Raw genomic sequence first — 18,685 nt, forward strand, 5'->3', positions numbered from 1 at the left:
GTGCGACACGTGTCGCCGTCTGCCGGACGTGCACCGGCAAAGAAGTGGATGGCAAAGCTCGTTTATGCCTTGTCACGCACGGATCCTACGTGCCGTGACCTGCTGTACGACCAGCAGTTGCCTACCGGGACGTGCGTGACTGGCAACGGTCGGGTACGAAGCTCCCGGGACAAAGTACCCCTCGGAAGACGTTACTGCCGGTGACGGGATGACGACGCTGCGAGCCGCGATGCGGCGTGGGGGCCAGGCAAGTTCCGCATGCGCAACGGATGTGAATCGTCGATGAACCTCGTGATTTAAAGCGGGCCAAAGCGGCTGTTAGGCCCGAACCAAAATGGTACGCAGCAGGTTACTCCTTTCTGAGATGGGAGTGCGTCGTCGCAACGCTGCCGGGGAATAGACGGGCGCTAAACGGAGAGTCCCGCGACGATCTGTGCAGTTTGGATCGTCGCGGGTTCGGCAGAAACGGGAACGTGGTAAGCCCGATTCTCCGCCACGGACTTGGAGCATTGATTCCGTGGCAGGCGAGCCGCGAGGCAAGCTGTTGGGGGAGCGGGTAAGAGAACGCGGAGGAAGCGAATGGCGGACTGTAATCGTTCGCATAGGGGTTCAAACTTTGCCCCAACCTGAAAGGGTGCTGACTTCCGTGTGGTGCAGTTGTCGCGGGTCCGCATTAGAGATTCATCGAAGGGAAGCTTGTGAGAGACCGGTATCGCTACGGTTCAGCGCCCTTCGTCCCCGCGTTGGGACGAATCAACAATGTGACGCCTGCGAAGGACTTGTGCGGTCAGGCAAGACCGGCGTCAGTGCGGCGCTTAATGCTGTGCGCGAGCGGAGTGCGGTGAAAGTCGCTTGCTCCGTTCTTCGGGGGCCGTGCTTTCGGAAGGGAGCGCGGCTACCCACTGTGCGACACGTGTCGCCGTCTGCCGGACGTGCACCGGCAAAGAAGTGGATGGCAAAGCTCGTTTATGCCTTGTCACGCACGGATCCTACGTGCCGTGACCTGCTGTACGACCAGCAGTTGCCTACCGGGACGTGCGTGACTGGCAACGGTCGGGTACGAAGCTCCCGGGACAAAGTACCCCTCGGAAGACGTTACTGCCGGTGACGGGATGACGACGCTGCGAGCCGCGATGCGGCGTGGGGGCCAGGCAAGTTCCGCATGCGCAACGGATGTGAATCGTCGATGAACCTCGTGATTTAAAGCGGGCCAAAGCGGCTGTTAGGCCCGAACCAAAATGGTACGCAGCAGGTTACTCCTTTCTGAGATGGGAGTGCGTCGTCGCAACGCTGCCGGGGAATAGACGGGCGCTAAACGGAGAGTCCCGCGACGATCTGTGCAGTTTGGATCGTCGCGGGTTCGGCAGAAACGGGAACGTGGTAAGCCCGATTCTCCGCCACGGACTTGGAGCATTGATTCCGTGGCAGGCGAGCCGCGAGGCAAGCTGTTGGGGGAGCGGGTAAGAGAACGCGGAGGAAGCGAATGGCGGACTGTAATCGTTCGCATAGGGGTTCAAACTTTGCCCCAACCTGAAAGGGTGCTGACTTCCGTGTGGTGCAGTTGTCGCGGGTCCGCATTAGAGATTCATCGAAGGGAAGCTTGTGAGAGACCAGTATCGCTACGGTTCAGCGCCCTTCGTCCCCGCGTTGGGACGAATCAACAATGTGACGCCTGCGAAGGGCTTGTGCGGTCAGGCAAGACCGGCGTCAGTGCGGCGCTTAATGCTGTGCGCGAGCGGAGTGCGGTGAAAGTCGCTTGCTCCGTTCTTCGGGGGCCGTGCTTTCGGAAGGGAGCGCGGCTACCCACTAAAACTGTCCGAACGAGCGAGGCCACCTCTTAGCCCGTAACGGCAATGCGCGCCAGCATGAAAAACCAACCACTGTCAGATTTAGTCTAGTTCATTGCATCTGAACTACCGATCGCCTGCCGCGTTCACGCAGCGCTTCTATCTGAATCAGATCGCCACCTAACCCGTTGGCCTCCACGAATTCCGTCCGACCTCAATTTACCGGATGCTTAAAAATTTCGCACCGATCGTGCATCTGCCTATCCTCCAAATCCTGATGAACCAGAACCGCGTCGTCGATTTAATTAAACATCAAAAATGATAGGCAAAGCGCACGCTGCCGCTCTGTGTTAGGGCAGCGCTGCTTATCGCAAGACCGTATTCCAATTTTACGTCGAAGCCATTGCCACGATATAGCTGCATCCCTAGATTAAAAATACCTTGCACGCCCGGCGACGCGAGATAGCTACGAAACGAACCGTTTGCTGGGGACGAACCGACAAAACTGGCATCGATCGCGCGCGCGTTGTTCGGCCAATAACTCATTCCCAATGTAGCAAAAGGCCGCAACGTCGTCTTCTCGTCCCAAGTCCATCGGCCGCCAAACTCGATCATTGGCGACAACACAATATTCGTCTTGTCCCTGCCGCGGATATTGAGCGCTAGAGGTATTGGCCCTGACTCCCTGAACTCAGGCAAATGTGTATAGATCAGATCCAAATCACCGTAAGGCCGCACATACCAATTATCGAATACAAACTCGTAGCCAACGCGAAATCTCGCACCGATAAAGAATATGCTTGGATCACCCTCAAGTGACATATTCGTGTCAATGAAGGGCAGGCTGATCTGTCTCTCATTGTGAAATAGGCCTCTGCCCACGGCAATCGAACCCGCGAACAGCCATGGCCCTACGGTATGTTTGAGTCCAATGCTACCGTCATACGTCTTACCACTACCGGACGCTCCATCATCCGCTCTCAGCCATGTCTGCCCGAACCCAAACGCACCACCAAGGTACCAATCAGGTGCAATTTGATGTTGCCCTCCAATCCGATAGACCGCACTATTGACATGACTATCTTGCGTGTCAGTGCTCCCCCAGAGCTGGCTTCTTTGAGCAGTTGCCTTTGTCCAGACGCAATTATCTTCTCCTAGGAGCACGCCGCGGTCGGCAAAAACAGGGCAACTCATCGCCGATCCGAGCACCTGCCCTGCTGTCTCAAGGTACGCCACAGTTTGCCCATGCATTGTCTTACCAGAAAACGCATCCAGTACCGCCCTGTATTGACCTACGTCGTTAAGCCGCGATAGCGCAGCAAAATGCGTAGCGAACAGAGCGTCAGAATTATTCCAAGCCCTAATCAGATAGTCGACCAGAGAGGCTTCGCTGGCAGTGAGTGGCACCCCACCAGGCTTGAAGTGTGGTGACGGAGAAAGCACGAGCGTATGATCATCTGACCGGTCGACGTGCCAGTCAAACAGTAAAGAAGACAATCCACGGACAGACGAATTGAGGTTCGTGGCAGTCACAACTGGCAGCGCGCCAGGAAGCAGCGTAAGTGCTGTCGGCGTAATGAGGCCATTCACGGAAGCACTACCGTTCACATGAAGCTGGCTCGTGGCTTTGTTGAGGAAGTCAACGGTTACTCCGAGCTTGCCAGTGTCAGTCTGAGTAAAATTCCCGGTAACTGTGGTGGTCTGCAATGAACGTGAACCGGGTACCCCAACGTTTGTCGTGCCACTATTCACGAGATTGCCATCCATAGTGGCTCCGGCATTGTAAGTGCCACTATTATTCATTTCGCCACCACTAAGATAGGCCGCCCCCGTGACGATACCGTTGTTAGTGACGTTCGCATATCCCAAGATCGACGTACCGGCCGTCCCAGCCTCCGTCGTGAGCGATCCGCCTTCGTTCACGGTCACTTGACCGGCCACTGAGCCAGCTCCGCCACTATCGACCACAACTGCGGCACTGCCTGGCGTTTTGTCGGTCGCACCCGAGCCGCTGCCACCGGTCACACTACTCGAAACGGTGACGGTGATCGACCCGTTTGGAGATCCGCTAGGACCCGTGCTTTGCGCGAAAATACCGATGCCGTTTTGCCCTGTAGCCGAAATCGGACCGCTCGTCGTCACGCTGACAGCCCCCCCTGAGCCGGAAGAACCACCGCCTACGAATAGGCCAGGAGTGCCCGCCTGAATTGAGTTGCCATTCATAACTAGGCCGCCGCCACCGCCAACACTTTGCGCGAAAATGCCGATTGCGCCTGCACCGGAAACCGTGATGTTGCCGTTTGCTTCGACAGTTACATTTCCCCCGTTGCCAGAAGTCTTGTAGGTGGATCCCGAGGCGAGATTACCCATCCATGTGGTTAGCCCCGGTGTGTCTCCGACTGCGTTCACAACGCGGATGACACCGCCGCCGCCGCCAATCGATTGCGCGACAATGCCATGCGCTGCAATACCTGTCGTCGTGATCGTGCTACCGTTACTCAGCGCAACCTTGACGGAATCGCCGTTTGCGCTGCCACCGCCGATTTGTGTGCTAATAGTGGAATTGCTGGTCGGCTGACTGATCACACTGCCGCCGCCGCCGCCGATGGATTGTGCAACAATGCCGAAAGCGTCATTCCCCATCGTCGAAATCATGATGGGATTGCTTCCAGAATTGAATGTGACCGAGCCACCCTGACCACTGGCGGCCGAACCACCGCCGGCCGATAGGGTCAGCGTTCCAGATTGTCCCCACCTCGTCGTCCCTGCAAAAAGGCTGCTGCCAGCACCGGCAACCCCACCGCCGCCACCAATCGATTGCAGAGCGACGCCGTCGGCAACATCACCCGTCGTCAAGATCGTCGTGCCATTAGGGTTCTGGTTATTGACCGTCACCGTGCCGCCGTTGCCACCCACGCCGCCGTTGCCACCCGACGCCCCTCCCACCGAACGAAGTCCGGTTGAGCTGTCAGAGCCATCAGCGCCGATGCCGCCGCCACCGCCGATCGATTGGGCAGCAATGCCAGCCGCACCATACCCGGACGTCGTAATCTTTGTATTACCCTGGTTCAGATTGATCGTAACACTACCAGCGTCATTTCCCGTTCCACCCGCCCCGCCCACTGCCACGTCGGCATTCAACGTCACCTCGGGCAAGCCCCCGGTGCCACTCGCGTAAGCGGCGCCCCCCATACCGCCCCCGCCACCGATCGACTGCGCTACGATACCGCTCGCCCAATCGCCCTTCGTCGAAATGGGCGCGGAGAGTTCGATATCCACATTCCCGCCGGTACCACCGCTGCCACCTTTGCCGCCGACGGAAACGGTTGCGGTTCCGTCAAAGGAAGTTCCGGTCCCGGCGAAGCCATTCTGGATTAGGCTTGCGACGTTGCTTAGCCCTTCGTTGACCGCGAGGGCGCGAATGACCGGATTGTCCGCAGAGGCGTCGGAGCCGGTCGAGCCGGCAACCCCACCGCCGCCGCCGACCGATTGCGCCAATATGCCAACGGCATCGCCACCATTTGTCGTGATTGGCGCCTCTGCAACGACTGTCACAGCTCCTCCGGTATTGCCGTCCCCACCTGTCGTCCCGACGTTAACACCAGCGGACAGCCGAACGGAATTGGGATCGCCCGGAATTTTTGCGCCAAATCCTATGTTAAAGGAACCACCCTGCGAAGCACCGCCTCCGCCGCCAATCGATTGCGCCAATATGCCGATCGCGTTTGAGCCATAAGTCGTAATGCTGCTGTTCGGATAGAGCGCCACATTCACACTGCCACCGGCCCCGCCGGACCCACCTGTCGAGCCCAACGTCATCGATAAGGAAGGGGTATACGCACTGCCGAAAAACTGCGTATTGCTGCTACCGGTGCCGGCATCGCCACCACCACCACCGATAGATTGCGCCTTAACACCATCAGCGAAATCTCCATAAGTTATGATGGAGGTCGGAGCAAGGCCGCTCGCATCCTGTTTTGGAATGGCGTTTGACGAAGTAGCATTCTCTATCGTTCCACCGATCGCAGCGACGACCGGGCCGCCACTATTACCATTGCCACCGTTGCCGCCAAGCGAGATGGAGTACGTGAGATCGACCGAAGACGATGGTTGAGCCGGCCCATAGCCGACAGCCGCCGAGAGCGCTGACGAATCACCACCTGCGCCACCGCCACCGCCAATACTTTGGAGAAGCACAGCCGTTGCGCCCTGCCCGCTAGTCGTGATCACCCCCCCATCGGAGAGCTGAAATTGGGCGGGCCCGCCCTTACCACCTACGCCCCCTGTACCGCCAACGCTGGCCGAAAGCGCGACGGCAATTGACACGGGGTCGTCTGGGATATTCGGCGTGGCCAGAGCAATCGCTTTAGCAACCGCCGAACCGCCAAGGCCACCGCCACCGCCGATGCTCTGGACCACAACCCCATAAGAATCGACCGGCAAGACGTTGCAAGGCAATGCCGTGCATGAATTCGGGAGATACTGGCCTTTACCATACGTGTCCCGTGTGTCGTTGATCAACAATGGATTCTGGCCCGTCGCGATAGTTTCTCGCGTTACATTGACCCAAACGTCGTTGCCATCGCCACCTGGGCCGCCCGAGCCACCCACCGCTACTGCGGCCGAGAAGCCCACCCCCACCGAGCCTGCGAAAGCGTTACCACCCATGCCGCCGCCGCCGCCGATCGACTGTGCCACGATGCCAGGAGACTTCGTCCCGAAAGTGGTGATATTCGTTTGATTGGTGTGGACAACAACCGGTCCAGCGTTACCACCATTGCCGGCGTGTCCACCGATAGCCACGGAAGCGAACAACCCCTCGTTGCTTGAATTACCGCCATTTCCACCACCTCCGCCAATTGATTGCATAAGGACGGCAGGCGAGTAGTCACCGTTCGTTGTAATCGTCGAGCCACTACCATTACCCGAAGAAAATGTAACCGCACCACCATCTCCACCGCCGCCGCCGACGCCTCCTATCGTGACCTCCGCACCGCTGGCTAGCCCGCCGTCGCCGCCTCCACCACCGATCGACTGGCCAAGAACCCCAGCCGACGAGAGACCGGACGTAGTTATGCTGCCGTTTTGGGAATAAATGATGACTGAATTGCCCTTGCCGGGGAGAGCGCCGCTTCCACCCATCGCTGCAAGGCCACTGGCCGAACCGCCCGCGCCACCACCGCCGCCGATTGATTGTGCAAGAATGCCCTGCGCATCGGTTCCTCTCGTGGTAACAGAGCCATTATTCGTTACGGTAACAATGCCTGCGGAACCGCTTGAAGCACCATCGCCACCGACACCACTGAAGAAAGCGTCTGCGTTTCCCCCTGTCCCACCAGCCCCCGACATCGATTGCGCAAGGATGCCTCGCGAAGCATCGCCGTTCGTCGTAATTCCCCCCCAATTTGTGATCGCGACAGCCCCTGCCGCGCCGCCTGGGCCACCAAGACCGCCAGTGCCATGATGCCCCTGCTGGTCTCCACCTGCACCACCAGCCCCGCTGACCGTCTGTGCGATGATGCCTGAGGAATCGATACCCAGTGTCGTGATACTTGAGGGGGCGTCGAGCGAAACCGTGACATTGCCGGTGGCACCACCCGCCCCGCCCTTGCCGCCATCGTTCTGACAACAGCCTCCATCACCGAAGCCGCCATAACCGCCTACGCCCCCCTGCGACAAGGCGATTATGCCCGGCGAGGTTGGGCCACCCGTGTTGATAGTGGCCGAATAGAGCGCAACGGTGACGTCGCTGCCTGATCCTCCTGCGCCGCCATTGTAGCCTTGCCCGTGACTACCACTAGGCGCGAAATCACCACCGTAACCACCTTTACCACCCTCGCTCACTGCATAAATTCCTGGAGCAGTGACACCATTCGTTTTCAACTGAACCGTGTGGCCGTTCGTCCCCGTCAGAGTGATTGAGGTCGGTGCGGCCCCGTGACAGCTTCCGGTGAAGCCAGCATCCGCACAGACGCTTCCGCCGGCGCCAGCGCTTGCATCGGTATTGTGACCATCATCGTGAGCGACAGGATTAGTATCACCGCCGTTGCCACCGAGCGCAAAGGCCGAAATCGCCGGCGAACTATCTCCGCTCGTCGAAATCAACACATTCCGCGCTCCGGCAGTAACATTGACAGTCGACCCGGCCACGATACCGCCCGGGCCGCCGTTGCTGTATGCAGAACCCGACTGGTTGCCATCGTTCTCTGTCGCACCAAGCCCCCCATTACCGCCCTGGCTCCACGCGAGTAGCGCTGGCAGGTTATTGCCCGTCGTCTTGACAGTCGCGTCCGTAACTCCGATTGTTGGGCTACCGAGAACATAGCCACCACCGCCGGCAGAATAATTCTCTTCCTCACTGTTGCCGCCGTTACCGCCGATCGCCACCGCCGCAACGCCCGCACCTGTCACCTTCGCCAAAAAGGCCGGCACGGTTTCATTAGTCGAACTAATTTCGTTATTCGGCGCGGAAGCAAAAAAATTCCATGCAATACCTTGCCCCGGTGGCGTGCCAGTCTGGATCACCGTGACATCCCCGCCACTATTCAGGGTAACTGACGCACCATTGACCGAGCCCCCCCAACCTCCCCAATTACTGCCATCGCCTCCCTTCGTGCCCGTGCCGTTACCACCCTGTGACTGCGCCAGGATGCCATAGAGGCCAGTACTATTGTAGTTGTCACTGGTCCAGTTAAAGTTTACGGTAACCGGTGCCGAATTGATAACCTTTGAAGCCGCGCTGCTCCCACCATAGGTTCCGTTATTTCCGTAGCCAGCGTTTCCGCCGAACGATAACGCCTCGATGCCACCAAAGCCAGCATGGCCTCCGCCAAATTGATACTGCGTCCCAACTGTAACATTGATGGTGCCGCTATTATTGATGATCGTACCGGCAGAATTGCCACCCTGCCCGCCTTCACTTGAGCCGCTGATACTACAGTTATTGTTGCTATCCAAATTATTGCAGCCGCCATTACCACCTTGGGACATGGCATAGACTGCGCTCCCGAACTGAAGCTCCGTATACGGCAGGAACACCGTAATCGAGCCGAAATTGTTGACACTAAGCGGCTGCGATGTGCTTCCTCCATTTCCTGGGGTGCTACCGTTATAGCCCTGACCACCGGACATCCAGGAGTAAAGCCCCCCCAAAAAAGCATTCGGCGCCCAAAGAGAGGTCGAATTTTGTAGAATAAGCGACCCAGAATTGTTAATTGTCAATCCGAGCGCATCGGTACCAGTCGGTCCTGAGTTCGTACCCACCGGAGCATTATTAAGGATTGTTACTGGTGGAATCTGCGAAGAAATTCCCCCTGAATTCGCCAGATCCACAGTCACGGCGGCGCCAGGATCGACTGTCACAGTGAACGCAGTGCCATTGCCGCCCGCTTGATAAAGCGAGGTCGAATAGCTACCTGCGGAAAACGTACAGGTGGGGCCAGCGGACCAACTGCAACTTTGTGCCATGACTTGGGTCGGCACCGCAAGCCAGATCCCGGGACCGAGGAGACCAGCGCAGCCACTCTGTCGAAGTACGCTCCCCCAAAAATGTCTCTTCATGGACCTTCCATCTCGCATGATCTTCCTCCGCCTTCTCCCATCCAGCAGTTGTCGTTATATCGGTGGCGTGCTAGAGAACTCTTTCCCGGTTAGTACTTTGGACAACCGACGCTGAGTCTTACGAGGTCATTCAATCTGAAAAATGTTAATTTAGTCTTTCGGAAATGATCGAAATGCAGACTTTTTAGCCAACATCAAGGGTTGCTCGGACAACATCGTGACTGTCGATTTCAAGCGACGAGTTCGGAAAATAATGAATCGCCCCATTCGCGACCGATTAGTGCGAGCGCACTTCCTGATTCGATCTCGCAAAGGTTTTGCGTCAGTTTCCCGATGCTTGCACTTCTCATCGAGAGCCCCAGATCACCTCCTCACCCTCGTATCCGGCGCCATGCATTCTGGCGCTTCGGTAGTCATCGCTGCCACTGCCTTGAGCATTGCAGAAGATAGTTAACGGAGCGACCCCACAACAAAGAAGCTGCAAGTAAGCTTTGCGAAAGCGAAAAACACTGGCAAGAAGCGGGTGGCGCGGCGTCAGCGTTCCCTGGACCCGATGGAGAAGCTCGTGTCACGGTCGTGATTACTGACGGCAATTGACGTACTAGCCGAAGGGGACTCGGCCGCCCACCGATGAGTCCGGAGCGGATGCTTCGAATCTATTTCCCGCAGGAGGGGTACTGTCAGTCGGACGAATGGCACGGGGATCAGTTGTACAACAGCATCGCAATGAGAGTGTTTGCCGATACCAAACGAATTTTAAATCTGAGCCACTTCGCGGCTGATCGCGCAAAGTAAAACTGACCACTCATTACTTTTTCGATGCCGGGACGTGACGCGCCTTGCGTTGTTGTTTCAGTCGGTAACCATCTCCTTTGCTCTGGACGATGCGAGTATGGTGAGGATGCGGTCAAGCATCGCTGCAGCGTGCATGGTGTTGCCGCTGAATGTTTCATCCCACCGCGTGAACGGCAGATTGCTTGATCAGGATCATTGAGTCGCGCTCGTATCTCTTGGCGACCATCTGGAAAAAGTGGTTGGCCTTATCGCCCGAGAGCGGCAGATAGCCGATTTCGTCGACGGTGAGCAGCGTCGGGCCGAGAATGTTGTGCCGAAGAATCGTGCCATATCGCTCCTGTCGGCGCGCGGCCACAAGCCGTGGCATCAGATCCGCTGCCGCGATAAACTTCGTCTTGATACCGGCCTGCGTCGCAGGCATACCCGATGGCGATCGTGAGGTGCGTCCTGCCCATGCCCGAGGGACCAAGCAATGCGGCGTTCTCGTCTCGCTCGATGAAGCGTAACTTGGCAAGCTCGTCGATTTCCTCGTGCGGGGCGCCGACGGCGAAGGGGTATTCGTAGTCATCCAGCGCCTTGAGAGCTGGAGACCCCGCCATTCGCACCAGTGTTTGCCGCGAACGAACCTGCCTCGTCTCTCGCTCATGCGCGAGCGCATCCTCAAGGAAGTCGAGGAAGCTCCATTGTTTGGCCGCTGCGTCGCTCGCCAGAGCGACGTATCGTCGCATGATCCCCTCGACTCGAGCTTCAGGCATTAGCAGTGCACGTCGATGCGTTACTGCTGCAGGTTCACGCATGCACCTCTGTCAGCAATTGCTGGTGGACCGTAAGCGTGTCCCCAGCACCGTCTCGACGATGTGACAGGAAATTGCCAGAGTAATCCCCACATCTGACGGGAATCAGATTGCCTGTGCCGCCCTCATGAACAGACGGTACATGTCGAGTGCTTACGGTCGAAACTGCCTCACAGCGTAATCGGTGGAATAACCCCCTGAAACACCTACAAGGACCTTCGGACCATTGTCAATTTCATTCTGACAACTCTGCGCTGCGGCACGATGGCGACGAGATGGACTGCGCACCTACAATCGGCCTGCGAGCGCATTGGGCTCGGGCCAGCATGCTAACCGCTCAGCAGGGCTCCATCCGGACAGCGGCATTGCGATGTGCATGCCGAACGTTTCATCGAGCTGTCCTGCTGCCGGTCCAACCTGTCGTCGATTCGTCCGTTGAAATTTGCCAGAAAAATCGCGTCCGTTCCTGCGTACAGCTTTTACGGCTGCATAGGAATAAAGCACGCCGGCATATGGTCGGGCCGAAACACCTGGTCTCGCGTCAATAGAGCCCAGATAATGCGGGCGTGTTTATTGGCGAGAGCAATGAGCGTTTTTTGCCAACCGAGCCGGACTTGAATGTCTTGGAGCCATCTTGACAATCGGTCAGTACGGCGGGACGCCGTCATGAGTGCACTTCGAGCTCCAAGCACGAGCAGCATACGAAGATAAGGATCCCCGCGCTTTGTAATGCTCCCAAGTTGAGCCTTCCCGCCAGAACTTTTTTGCCGGGGCGTTAGGCCTAGCCATGCCGCGAACTGGCGGCCATTCTTGAACTCGCGTGCGCTTGCCGTGATTGGACCGACTCCGGGCGGCGCCACAGTTCAGCAGAAACTCGCCGCTTGAGATCGACCGCCATCAAAATATTCGTACACCACTATTGACGTTAGCTCCTGTCGCGTTCACGCAGCGCTTCTATCTGAATCAGATCGCTGCTTAACCAGTTGGCCCCCACGAATTCCGTCCGAACTCAGTGTTTCAGGTGGCTGCTCCAATGGACAGCCTCTGCATTTTCTCATGGCACACGCCTACCGGCGTTGATAAGGTCAGCGTTCAGCATGTTTGCAACGAACGTCTTGAATCCTTCCAGCCAGTGCCTGATCCGCGCACCCGTACTCAGTGGCGGCACAAATTCCGTCGACTCGAGCGCGAACGATTCTCCGAGTCCGGAAAAATCGATTTTGTTATCCCAGAGAAGCAGATATGCGGATGAAAACCAACCGAGGCTCCGCTCGCTTTGTTGTGCTGGCAAATTCAGCGTCACCTTCCATGTACCGTGGACACGCTCATACGTAATCTCTGGTTTGCAATCGCGACGGCTAAGACGGAGACTTTCGAGACGTTTTTGATCACTCTGGTGCACCTCGACACCATGCGCTTTTCGCCATTCATCAAATTTATTCCAATTTCGAAGCCGAATAGTAGCCGGTGCTCGATCAGACGAACTAACTGGGACCTCCAGCACGGGCCCCTGAGACGCCGTTTGACTGGGAATTTCCATCCCGGGATTCAATTTCCTCGTCGCGACTTCATCAGAATACTTACTGACTTGCATGACGCCAGTCGAGTTGGCGTTGGTCAGCTTTCCCGAGGCCCTTACCCGTTCCTCACCAACGCCTTCCTGTTCGCTATCGCTTCGATACAACGCAAAAGTCTTGGTAGCAGTCAAGCCTGCATTTTCCGTCATAAGATGCATTGACGCTTCGCTCACCGGCCCTGCGTGCACTGCACCCGGCTTACCACCCGCGATCACCCGTCCACTAAGCGCCGCGTCAATCTCCATCCCCTTATAGACGTTACCTCCAACTAAGCTTTTTTTTGTTAACTTGAATCCCACGTCAGCAGATGCCGCAAGGCCGGCAAACCCCGACGGACTAGCTGCCCGGATATGCGGAAGTCCCATCACCCCAGCATTAAGCAAAGCGCTCCCCGCCACGCTGAGCTTCACGTTTCGCCGACTGATAGCAGCGGCTTGCTCGCGGTAATTTTTGCCACCGATCAACTCAGCTCCCACATCGTTATTTCTTGGTTTGCTGCGTGCCCGCTCCATATAGTCCTTCAAACCATTGCATAACTCAGCTCTCAGTTCATCGATGGATTTCCCTTTCACACTCTCGAATGTATACGTAAAAGATGTTTCAAATCCACTTGAAATAGAGCCTCCAACACCGAGTGCCATGGATACCCCAGCACCGGCCGAAAGGATGATTGGCGAAGCCTTCACGCCAACTCCCGCCTCAATCCCACAACTCAATCCATCCGTTTTGTCTGTGTCAACGGTGAACGTAACAGACTTCCCCTTGCTCACAACCCGCAGCGTGGCTGTTTGATTACGCTGCGCCTGAACCGATGGTTCCAAATATGGCCCCATGGTAACAAATGGAGCCGCAAAAAAGGTCAGCAGTGAAATATTGGGATTTAATTTGAATCCGGCCAGTCGCCTTTGCGATGCCGAGAATTCGACAAAAGGTAGGTCTTCGGCTGTCGAATTTTCTGCTGTGACACCAGTCACCCAGGAATTTTCTATTCTACACAACAATAGATCAATTATCGAATTTAATGCCTCACCATCTTCCACACGACCGCAATGAAGCGCTTCCACAGCCCTTAATCCGGACAAGCGTGGTTTTTCACCAAGACCTTCCCCACCTTCTTCACTATAAAAATCCACGGCCTCTTGGCACCAAGTATCCACTGTACTAGCCTTAAGGATATGACCAGTGACGTTGCTCCGGAAACACGCATGATTTTTAATGTAACCCGGCCCGCCCACCAACTTGTGTCCGGTACGCTCAGTCACTTCCGAGGCAATTTCCTCGCAGGTTTTTTTTGTCAGGAAGGCCTGCGGCCCTGCGACAACATGATCTGACATTTTCTTTGCCCATCTTGTGAGCACTGCATGACGCGTACAGAGGGCGATCCTCATATTTTCCCACCGAATCCGCCCCGTACCGGATGCACCGGAAAAATCCTTACCTAACCGCCCGATGGCGGCCTCCAGAAAGTCAGCGGCACGCCGTATGTCCCTGCCACAGTCCTCCCTGAACCCGTGGGCGATTTCCGGAAGCGCGGCGATCACATCCACGGACTGCGTCACATTTTCGCCGTTCCGCACTCCGACTCCGAACAGCCTGAGCATTGATTGGCGCCACACCGGTACAGCAGAAAGAGATTCGTCAGGCATCGGATTTTCGATCGCTGGAAAACCAATCTCTAGGCGGCTGGCTGGTTTAATGACTGCCTGACCGCCGTCGTTCTCGCGGCTGGGGTGTGCAGATTCATCGACAGACTTCACGACCAGATCCAAGCGCAAGGACGAATGCTTCGATGAAGAATCCTTGCTTATCTTGTACGCAGAAAAATTACCTTCCTCATGTAAAATCTGAGGCAAGGAAGCATTCGATGAACTTCCGATGGTATTTACACTATTCGCCGGCATTATGCCTCCGAGTCATTTCCGGTTTGCGATATTTTATGCACCAGTAAACCCCGCATCAATTCACCTAAAGCATTATCTTCGCCGCATGAACATAATTTGACGTTCATGCATGTTGCACGCTTGAAATATGCCATCCCTAGCGACTTGAAATCTTTAAGAAATCTCGGAAGACCACTGTTTACGCCCAAAAAATGGTAGGAGGTTAAGGTGCGGTGGACTAGACTAAATCTGACAGTGGTTGGTTTTTTCATGCTGGCGCGCATTGGTGCGAAGGGCGCAGCCCGTAGCGGCAATGCGCGCCGCGAACAGCAAGGAGTCCGCCATGACTCAGGAGCAGAAGGTAATTCATGCCAAGGTCGGCATACTCGAGTTGGTCCGGCAACTCGGCAACGTCAGCTAGGCCTGTCGTGTGATGGGTTACTCGCGCGACAGCTTCTACCGATTTAAGGAACTGTACGATCGAGGCGGCGAAGCTGCGCTGCAGGAGATTTCCCACCACCGGCCGCCGCTCAAGAACCGCGTGGACCCACAAGTCGAGGCCGCCGTTGTCGAACTGGCCCTCGAATTGCCAGCCGTGGCATCGAAAGCAGTGAGCGACTCGGGCGTCATCGTTGGGTCGTCGAGCGCACACATGCCTGGTTTGCTAGTTTCGGCCAGCTCCGGATTCGCTTCGAGCGCCGCCTCGAGATTCATGCCGCTTTGCTCGCTCTGGCTGCCGCCGTCATCTGCTCTAGATTCGTGGATGACTTGTGTTAGCGACTCTTATGCAACAACGCCTTCCCGAGGAGTAGCTCGCACAAGCCCTCCCCACGCGCCCGCTGCGTGCAATCGCGCAGCCGAGGCCTATCTCAGTCGGCAAATCGCGCCAACACATTCCGGTCTCGAGAACGAACAAGATGCCGGTCAGCGCGGCGCGATTCGAAACAACAAGCGGACCGGCTTCTTCTCGCGTTGTGGTTTCGGCGGTGATAGCAACGGCTCAAACAGTGTTCAGACTGTCTGTTTATCTGAGTACGCCTGAAGTGCGTTGCGATAGCAAAGTTCCGCCTCGGCCCTCCTGAAAGTCATACAATTGCGCAATAGCCATCAAACGCCCGACGAATTCTCTTGAAAATACTAGTAAATTATAAATTTGAGCACAAATCTCTTATTCAATCTTTCGGGAATCTCAAAAAACTACGCTTTCGGTTGATATACCCCAAATTTCCCATTCCTTTTTCAATCCGATACTGGCATTGTTATCTTGACAATCCCATAAGCAAGCTCATCGGCTATTTACCACCTATAAAATAAGGATTACTATTCAATTCCGCAGCCCGACCCCGTAACAAGGATCGGATGACATCCACTTCCATGCTCAATCCATGTCACATAAGGCAATCCAGCCGCATGCTGTTCTTGCAGCATCGGCAACAAATGGTCCCTCAGCAGTCCATCTCCAACAGATCCTCGAGGCACTCCCACCCGGCACACGAGCGCCACTGTCCCGGATCGCACAACGCTCTGGCCTGGATCTCCATGTGGCTCGGCTGAGCGTCGGCGTGTTGTTAGAGAACGACCACCTTCAGCCCGTGCGGGTTGCGAACGCTCGCGGCTCCGTGCGTGTGCATTACATGCGAACGCCCGCCCGTACCGACAACACGGACTTCCGCACGCTGATGGCGGCGCTAGACCCCAACAAGATCTATGAAATGAATCGGATCGCGCGGGCTGTCGGCATTCCGAACAGCGAGACCCGATTGATTGTCTCTGCGCTCGTCGAGTCCGGGCAGCTAATGGTAGTTAAGAAGCAACATGGTAAGCGCACGCGCACCTTCTATCGACTCTCCCGCACCACACCGGTCGATTCAACGACCGAATTCCCGTCTGCTCCAATGTCCGACTGCGCCCCGAAACCATCCTCATACGAAGTATTCAAGACCATGAAGCCCGGCATTGGTTATTGCGCATCGTCGTTGGCGGAGCACCTAAATGTGTCCGTGCGACGCGCACGTGCATTACTGAGCGCTCTTCATCATGACGGCCACGTAGTCCGCATGAAGACGCCGCTCGAACATCACTCACGACCTGTCTATTTGGTGGCGGGCTCTCAACCAGATCGCACCTCAGCGGAGTCGACCGTACTAACATCGTGGTGGTCCACTCAGCCGACGTTCGATGTCGAATACGGTCGCTCGTTGCGCATGCTGCGCGCTATTGCCGAAGCCAGTCGACGATAACCAGTACCCGTCGGTCGCGAACATGAAAATGGTCAATCCCCCTGCGATGATGATCGTCGATTCAACAATGCAGAAAAAGGCCATCGAATTTCCGACCGACGACCAGCCCCTAGAAGTGGCGCGAGAAGCTGGCCGAGCTTGCCGGGTGAACGCGAAACAGACGTAGGAACACGAAGAAAGCCGTTGCGCCGCCGAGCCGACAGAAATGCGAGATCTCCCAGCACACATTGCGTATCCGGAAGATGCGCGAGGTCGCCAATCTCAAACTCGGCAGCTTGCCCTCAAATGTGCTCGGCTGCAGCGGCCGGACTATGCTCAACGCCATCGTCGCCCGTGAAGACAGCCCCGGCCGTCTCTCCGTTCTCGCGCAGGGTTACGCGCACAGGAAGGCATCCGAACTGCTCGCGGCATTGCGTGGACGTATTACCGCCCATCACCGAACACGACTCAAGCTCCCCCTGGACGTCATCGAGGCGTTCGAGCATACGCTGGCTGAACTGAACGCTACCTAAGAGACGGTTTCATAAAGACTGGTTGGCCCGCCGAAGGATATTCCAGCAGATCAAGCAGCAGCCGAGTTTAAGGAGCGCGCCGTGAATGTCGGCACGGCGCTCGAAACGAATGCGGAGACGACGAAAGTGATGCAGCCAGGCATGCGTGCGTTCAACGCCCCAGCGATATTTGCCACGGCCGCTGCCATGTTCGGTACGGCGCTTGGCGATCACCGGCTCGATACCGCGATCGCGCAATGCTCGTCGATGTTGCTCGGAGTCGTAACCGCGATCGGCGTAGACGACGGGTGGCCGCTGCAGCGGATGACCGCGCAATCCGCAAATCGGCGGAATCGCGTCGATCAGAGGCAGCAATTGCGTGACGTCGTTGACATTCGCGCCGGTCAGGATCGCGGCGAGCGGCGTGCCGTTGGCGTCGGTGACGATATGGTGCTTGGAACCGGGTCGCGCTCGATCGGTAGGGTTTGGCCCGGTTTTTGGCCCGCCCCAACGGCGCGACTCGATGATGAATCGACCGCGGCTCGCGAGAAGTCGATTTGATCTGCTGCTCGCAGTTTCGCGAGCAGCAACTCGTGCAAGCGATCCCATACGCCGGCGGTCTGCCAATCGCGGAGCCGTCGCCAGCATGTCACGCCCGAACCGCAGCCCATCTCGGCGGGCAGGTCGCGCCAGCGCAGTCCGGTCTTGAGAACGAACAGGATGTCGGTCAGCGCGGCGCGATTCGAAACAGGCAAGCGGCCTGGGTTCTTCTCGCGCCGCGGCTTGGGTGGCGGCAGTAGCGGTTCGATCAAGGTCCGCAGTTCGTCGTCGATGATCGGCCTGCCCATCTCCTCGGCCTCGGTTGTTCCGATGCCTGAGGCTAACAGCTCGCCGCGAAAGTTAACAGCCCCACGTGGCCTTTTTGAAACCGTTTCTAAGGAAAAGTGCTGGTGCAAATCCGACAGTGCGCTCTCCTCCTGACCACTATTCCCCGCGGGATGAGGTCGGACGGAATTCGTGGAGGCCAACGAGTTAAGCAGCGATCTGTTTCAGATAGAAGCGCTGCGTGAATGCGACAGGCGATCGAATTCAGACGCCCCTGCGTGCGTTGCTGGTTGCAGAAGATTTCGATGTATTCGCTGATCGAGTGCCGCGCCTGCTCGCGCGTGGCGAAGCGTTGATGATAGACCCGTTCGTTCTTCAACGTTCCCCAGAAGGATTCGATCGGGGCGTTGTCGTAGCAATTGCCGCGGCGGCTCATCGACGCCCGCATGTCGAACTGGCCGATGAGTGCTTGATAGGCCAGCGCACAATATTGCGACCCGCGAACGGCGCGGTGAATCAGACCTGGCGTCGGGCGTCGAGTCGCGACAGCGCGAAACAAGGCCTGCATGACCAGATGTTTCGTCATCCGTTCGCTCATCGCGTAGCCGACGATTTCGCCGCTGCACAAATCCTTCGGGCCGGCAAGATACAGCCAGCCCGTGCGACACGTGTCGCCGTCCGCCGGACGTAAATCGGTAATGTAGTGGATGGCAAAGTCTGTTTCTGTCTTGTCACG

The 18,685-nt window shown here is 56.9% G+C and carries 6 protein-coding genes and 7 pseudogenes; 6 read left to right on the forward strand and 7 right to left on the reverse strand.

What is annotated here, in order from left to right:
• Window positions 1-2,099 precede the first annotated feature (2,099 nt).
• The gene (locus DID99_RS34320) at window positions 2,100-9,269 is read right to left on the reverse strand and encodes an autotransporter outer membrane beta-barrel domain-containing protein (RefSeq protein WP_124668506.1); all 7,170 of its coding nucleotides are present in this window, start codon (window positions 9,267-9,269) and stop codon (window positions 2,100-2,102) included.
• 556 nt (window positions 9,270-9,825) lie between these two features.
• Here DID99_RS34320 and DID99_RS38100 point away from each other — a divergent pair.
• Window positions 9,826-10,088: pseudogene (locus DID99_RS38100) on the forward strand (IS5/IS1182 family transposase); the annotation flags it as partial.
• 67 nt (window positions 10,089-10,155) lie between these two features.
• On the opposite strand, the pseudogene istB reads toward DID99_RS38100, so the two are convergent.
• From istB to DID99_RS34340, 3 genes and pseudogenes are all read right to left on the reverse strand, one after another.
• Window positions 10,156-10,939: pseudogene (gene istB, locus DID99_RS34330) on the reverse strand (IS21-like element helper ATPase IstB).
• Between the two features lie 476 nt (window positions 10,940-11,415).
• Window positions 11,416-11,784: pseudogene (locus tag DID99_RS34335) on the reverse strand (transposase); the annotation flags it as partial.
• Between the two features lie 206 nt (window positions 11,785-11,990).
• The gene (locus DID99_RS34340; protein ID WP_124668509.1) at window positions 11,991-14,414 is read right to left on the reverse strand and encodes a hypothetical protein; all 2,424 of its coding nucleotides are present in this window, start codon (window positions 14,412-14,414) and stop codon (window positions 11,991-11,993) included.
• 322 nt (window positions 14,415-14,736) lie between these two features.
• On the opposite strand from DID99_RS34340, the pseudogene DID99_RS34345 reads away from it, so the two are divergent.
• Together DID99_RS34345 and DID99_RS34350 are read left to right on the forward strand one after the other, a co-directional pair.
• Window positions 14,737-15,012 (forward strand): annotated as a pseudogene (locus tag DID99_RS34345) (helix-turn-helix domain-containing protein); the annotation flags it as partial.
• Window positions 14,973-15,170: pseudogene (locus tag DID99_RS34350) on the forward strand (transposase); the annotation flags it as partial. The pseudogenes DID99_RS34345 and DID99_RS34350, both read left to right, overlap by 40 nt.
• Before the next feature lie 70 nt (window positions 15,171-15,240).
• Here DID99_RS34350 and DID99_RS38105 read toward each other — a convergent pair.
• Window positions 15,241-15,401 (reverse strand): annotated as a pseudogene (locus DID99_RS38105) (transposase); the annotation flags it as partial.
• Window positions 15,402-15,934: 533 nt separating this feature from the next.
• On the opposite strand from DID99_RS38105, the gene DID99_RS34360 reads away from it, so the two are divergent.
• The 3 genes from DID99_RS34360 to DID99_RS34365 all read left to right on the forward strand — a co-directional run bounded on the left by DID99_RS34360 (window position 15,935) and on the right by DID99_RS34365 (window position 17,145).
• Complete coding sequence (locus DID99_RS34360; RefSeq protein ID WP_124668510.1) at window positions 15,935-16,633, forward strand: hypothetical protein; 699 nt, start codon at window positions 15,935-15,937, stop codon at window positions 16,631-16,633.
• Window positions 16,634-16,655: 22 nt separating this feature from the next.
• On the forward strand, window positions 16,656-16,799 hold the full coding sequence (locus DID99_RS37505; RefSeq protein WP_185733857.1) for a hypothetical protein: 144 nt from the start codon (window positions 16,656-16,658) through the stop codon (window positions 16,797-16,799).
• Between the two features lie 76 nt (window positions 16,800-16,875).
• A complete protein-coding gene (locus tag DID99_RS34365) occupies window positions 16,876-17,145 on the forward strand; it encodes a hypothetical protein (protein ID WP_124668511.1) in 270 nt (89 codons plus the stop codon).
• Window positions 17,146-17,154: 9 nt separating this feature from the next.
• On the opposite strand, the gene DID99_RS34370 is transcribed toward DID99_RS34365, so the two are convergent.
• Window positions 17,155-17,972, reverse strand: a protein-coding gene (locus DID99_RS34370) for an IS5 family transposase (RefSeq protein ID WP_124668512.1) whose coding sequence is annotated in 2 segments (ribosomal slippage) — window positions 17,155-17,624 and window positions 17,624-17,972 — 819 coding nt in all. Because the reading frame shifts where the segments join, the coding sequence is not laid out codon by codon here.
• Window positions 17,973-18,156: 184 nt separating this feature from the next.
• A pseudogene (locus DID99_RS34375) lies at window positions 18,157-18,607 on the reverse strand (IS3 family transposase); the annotation flags it as partial.
• Between the last annotated feature and the right edge of the window lie 78 nt (window positions 18,608-18,685).

Source organism: Burkholderia sp. Bp8986 (assembly GCF_003854225.1).
Classification (GTDB): domain Bacteria; phylum Pseudomonadota; class Gammaproteobacteria; order Burkholderiales; family Burkholderiaceae; genus Burkholderia.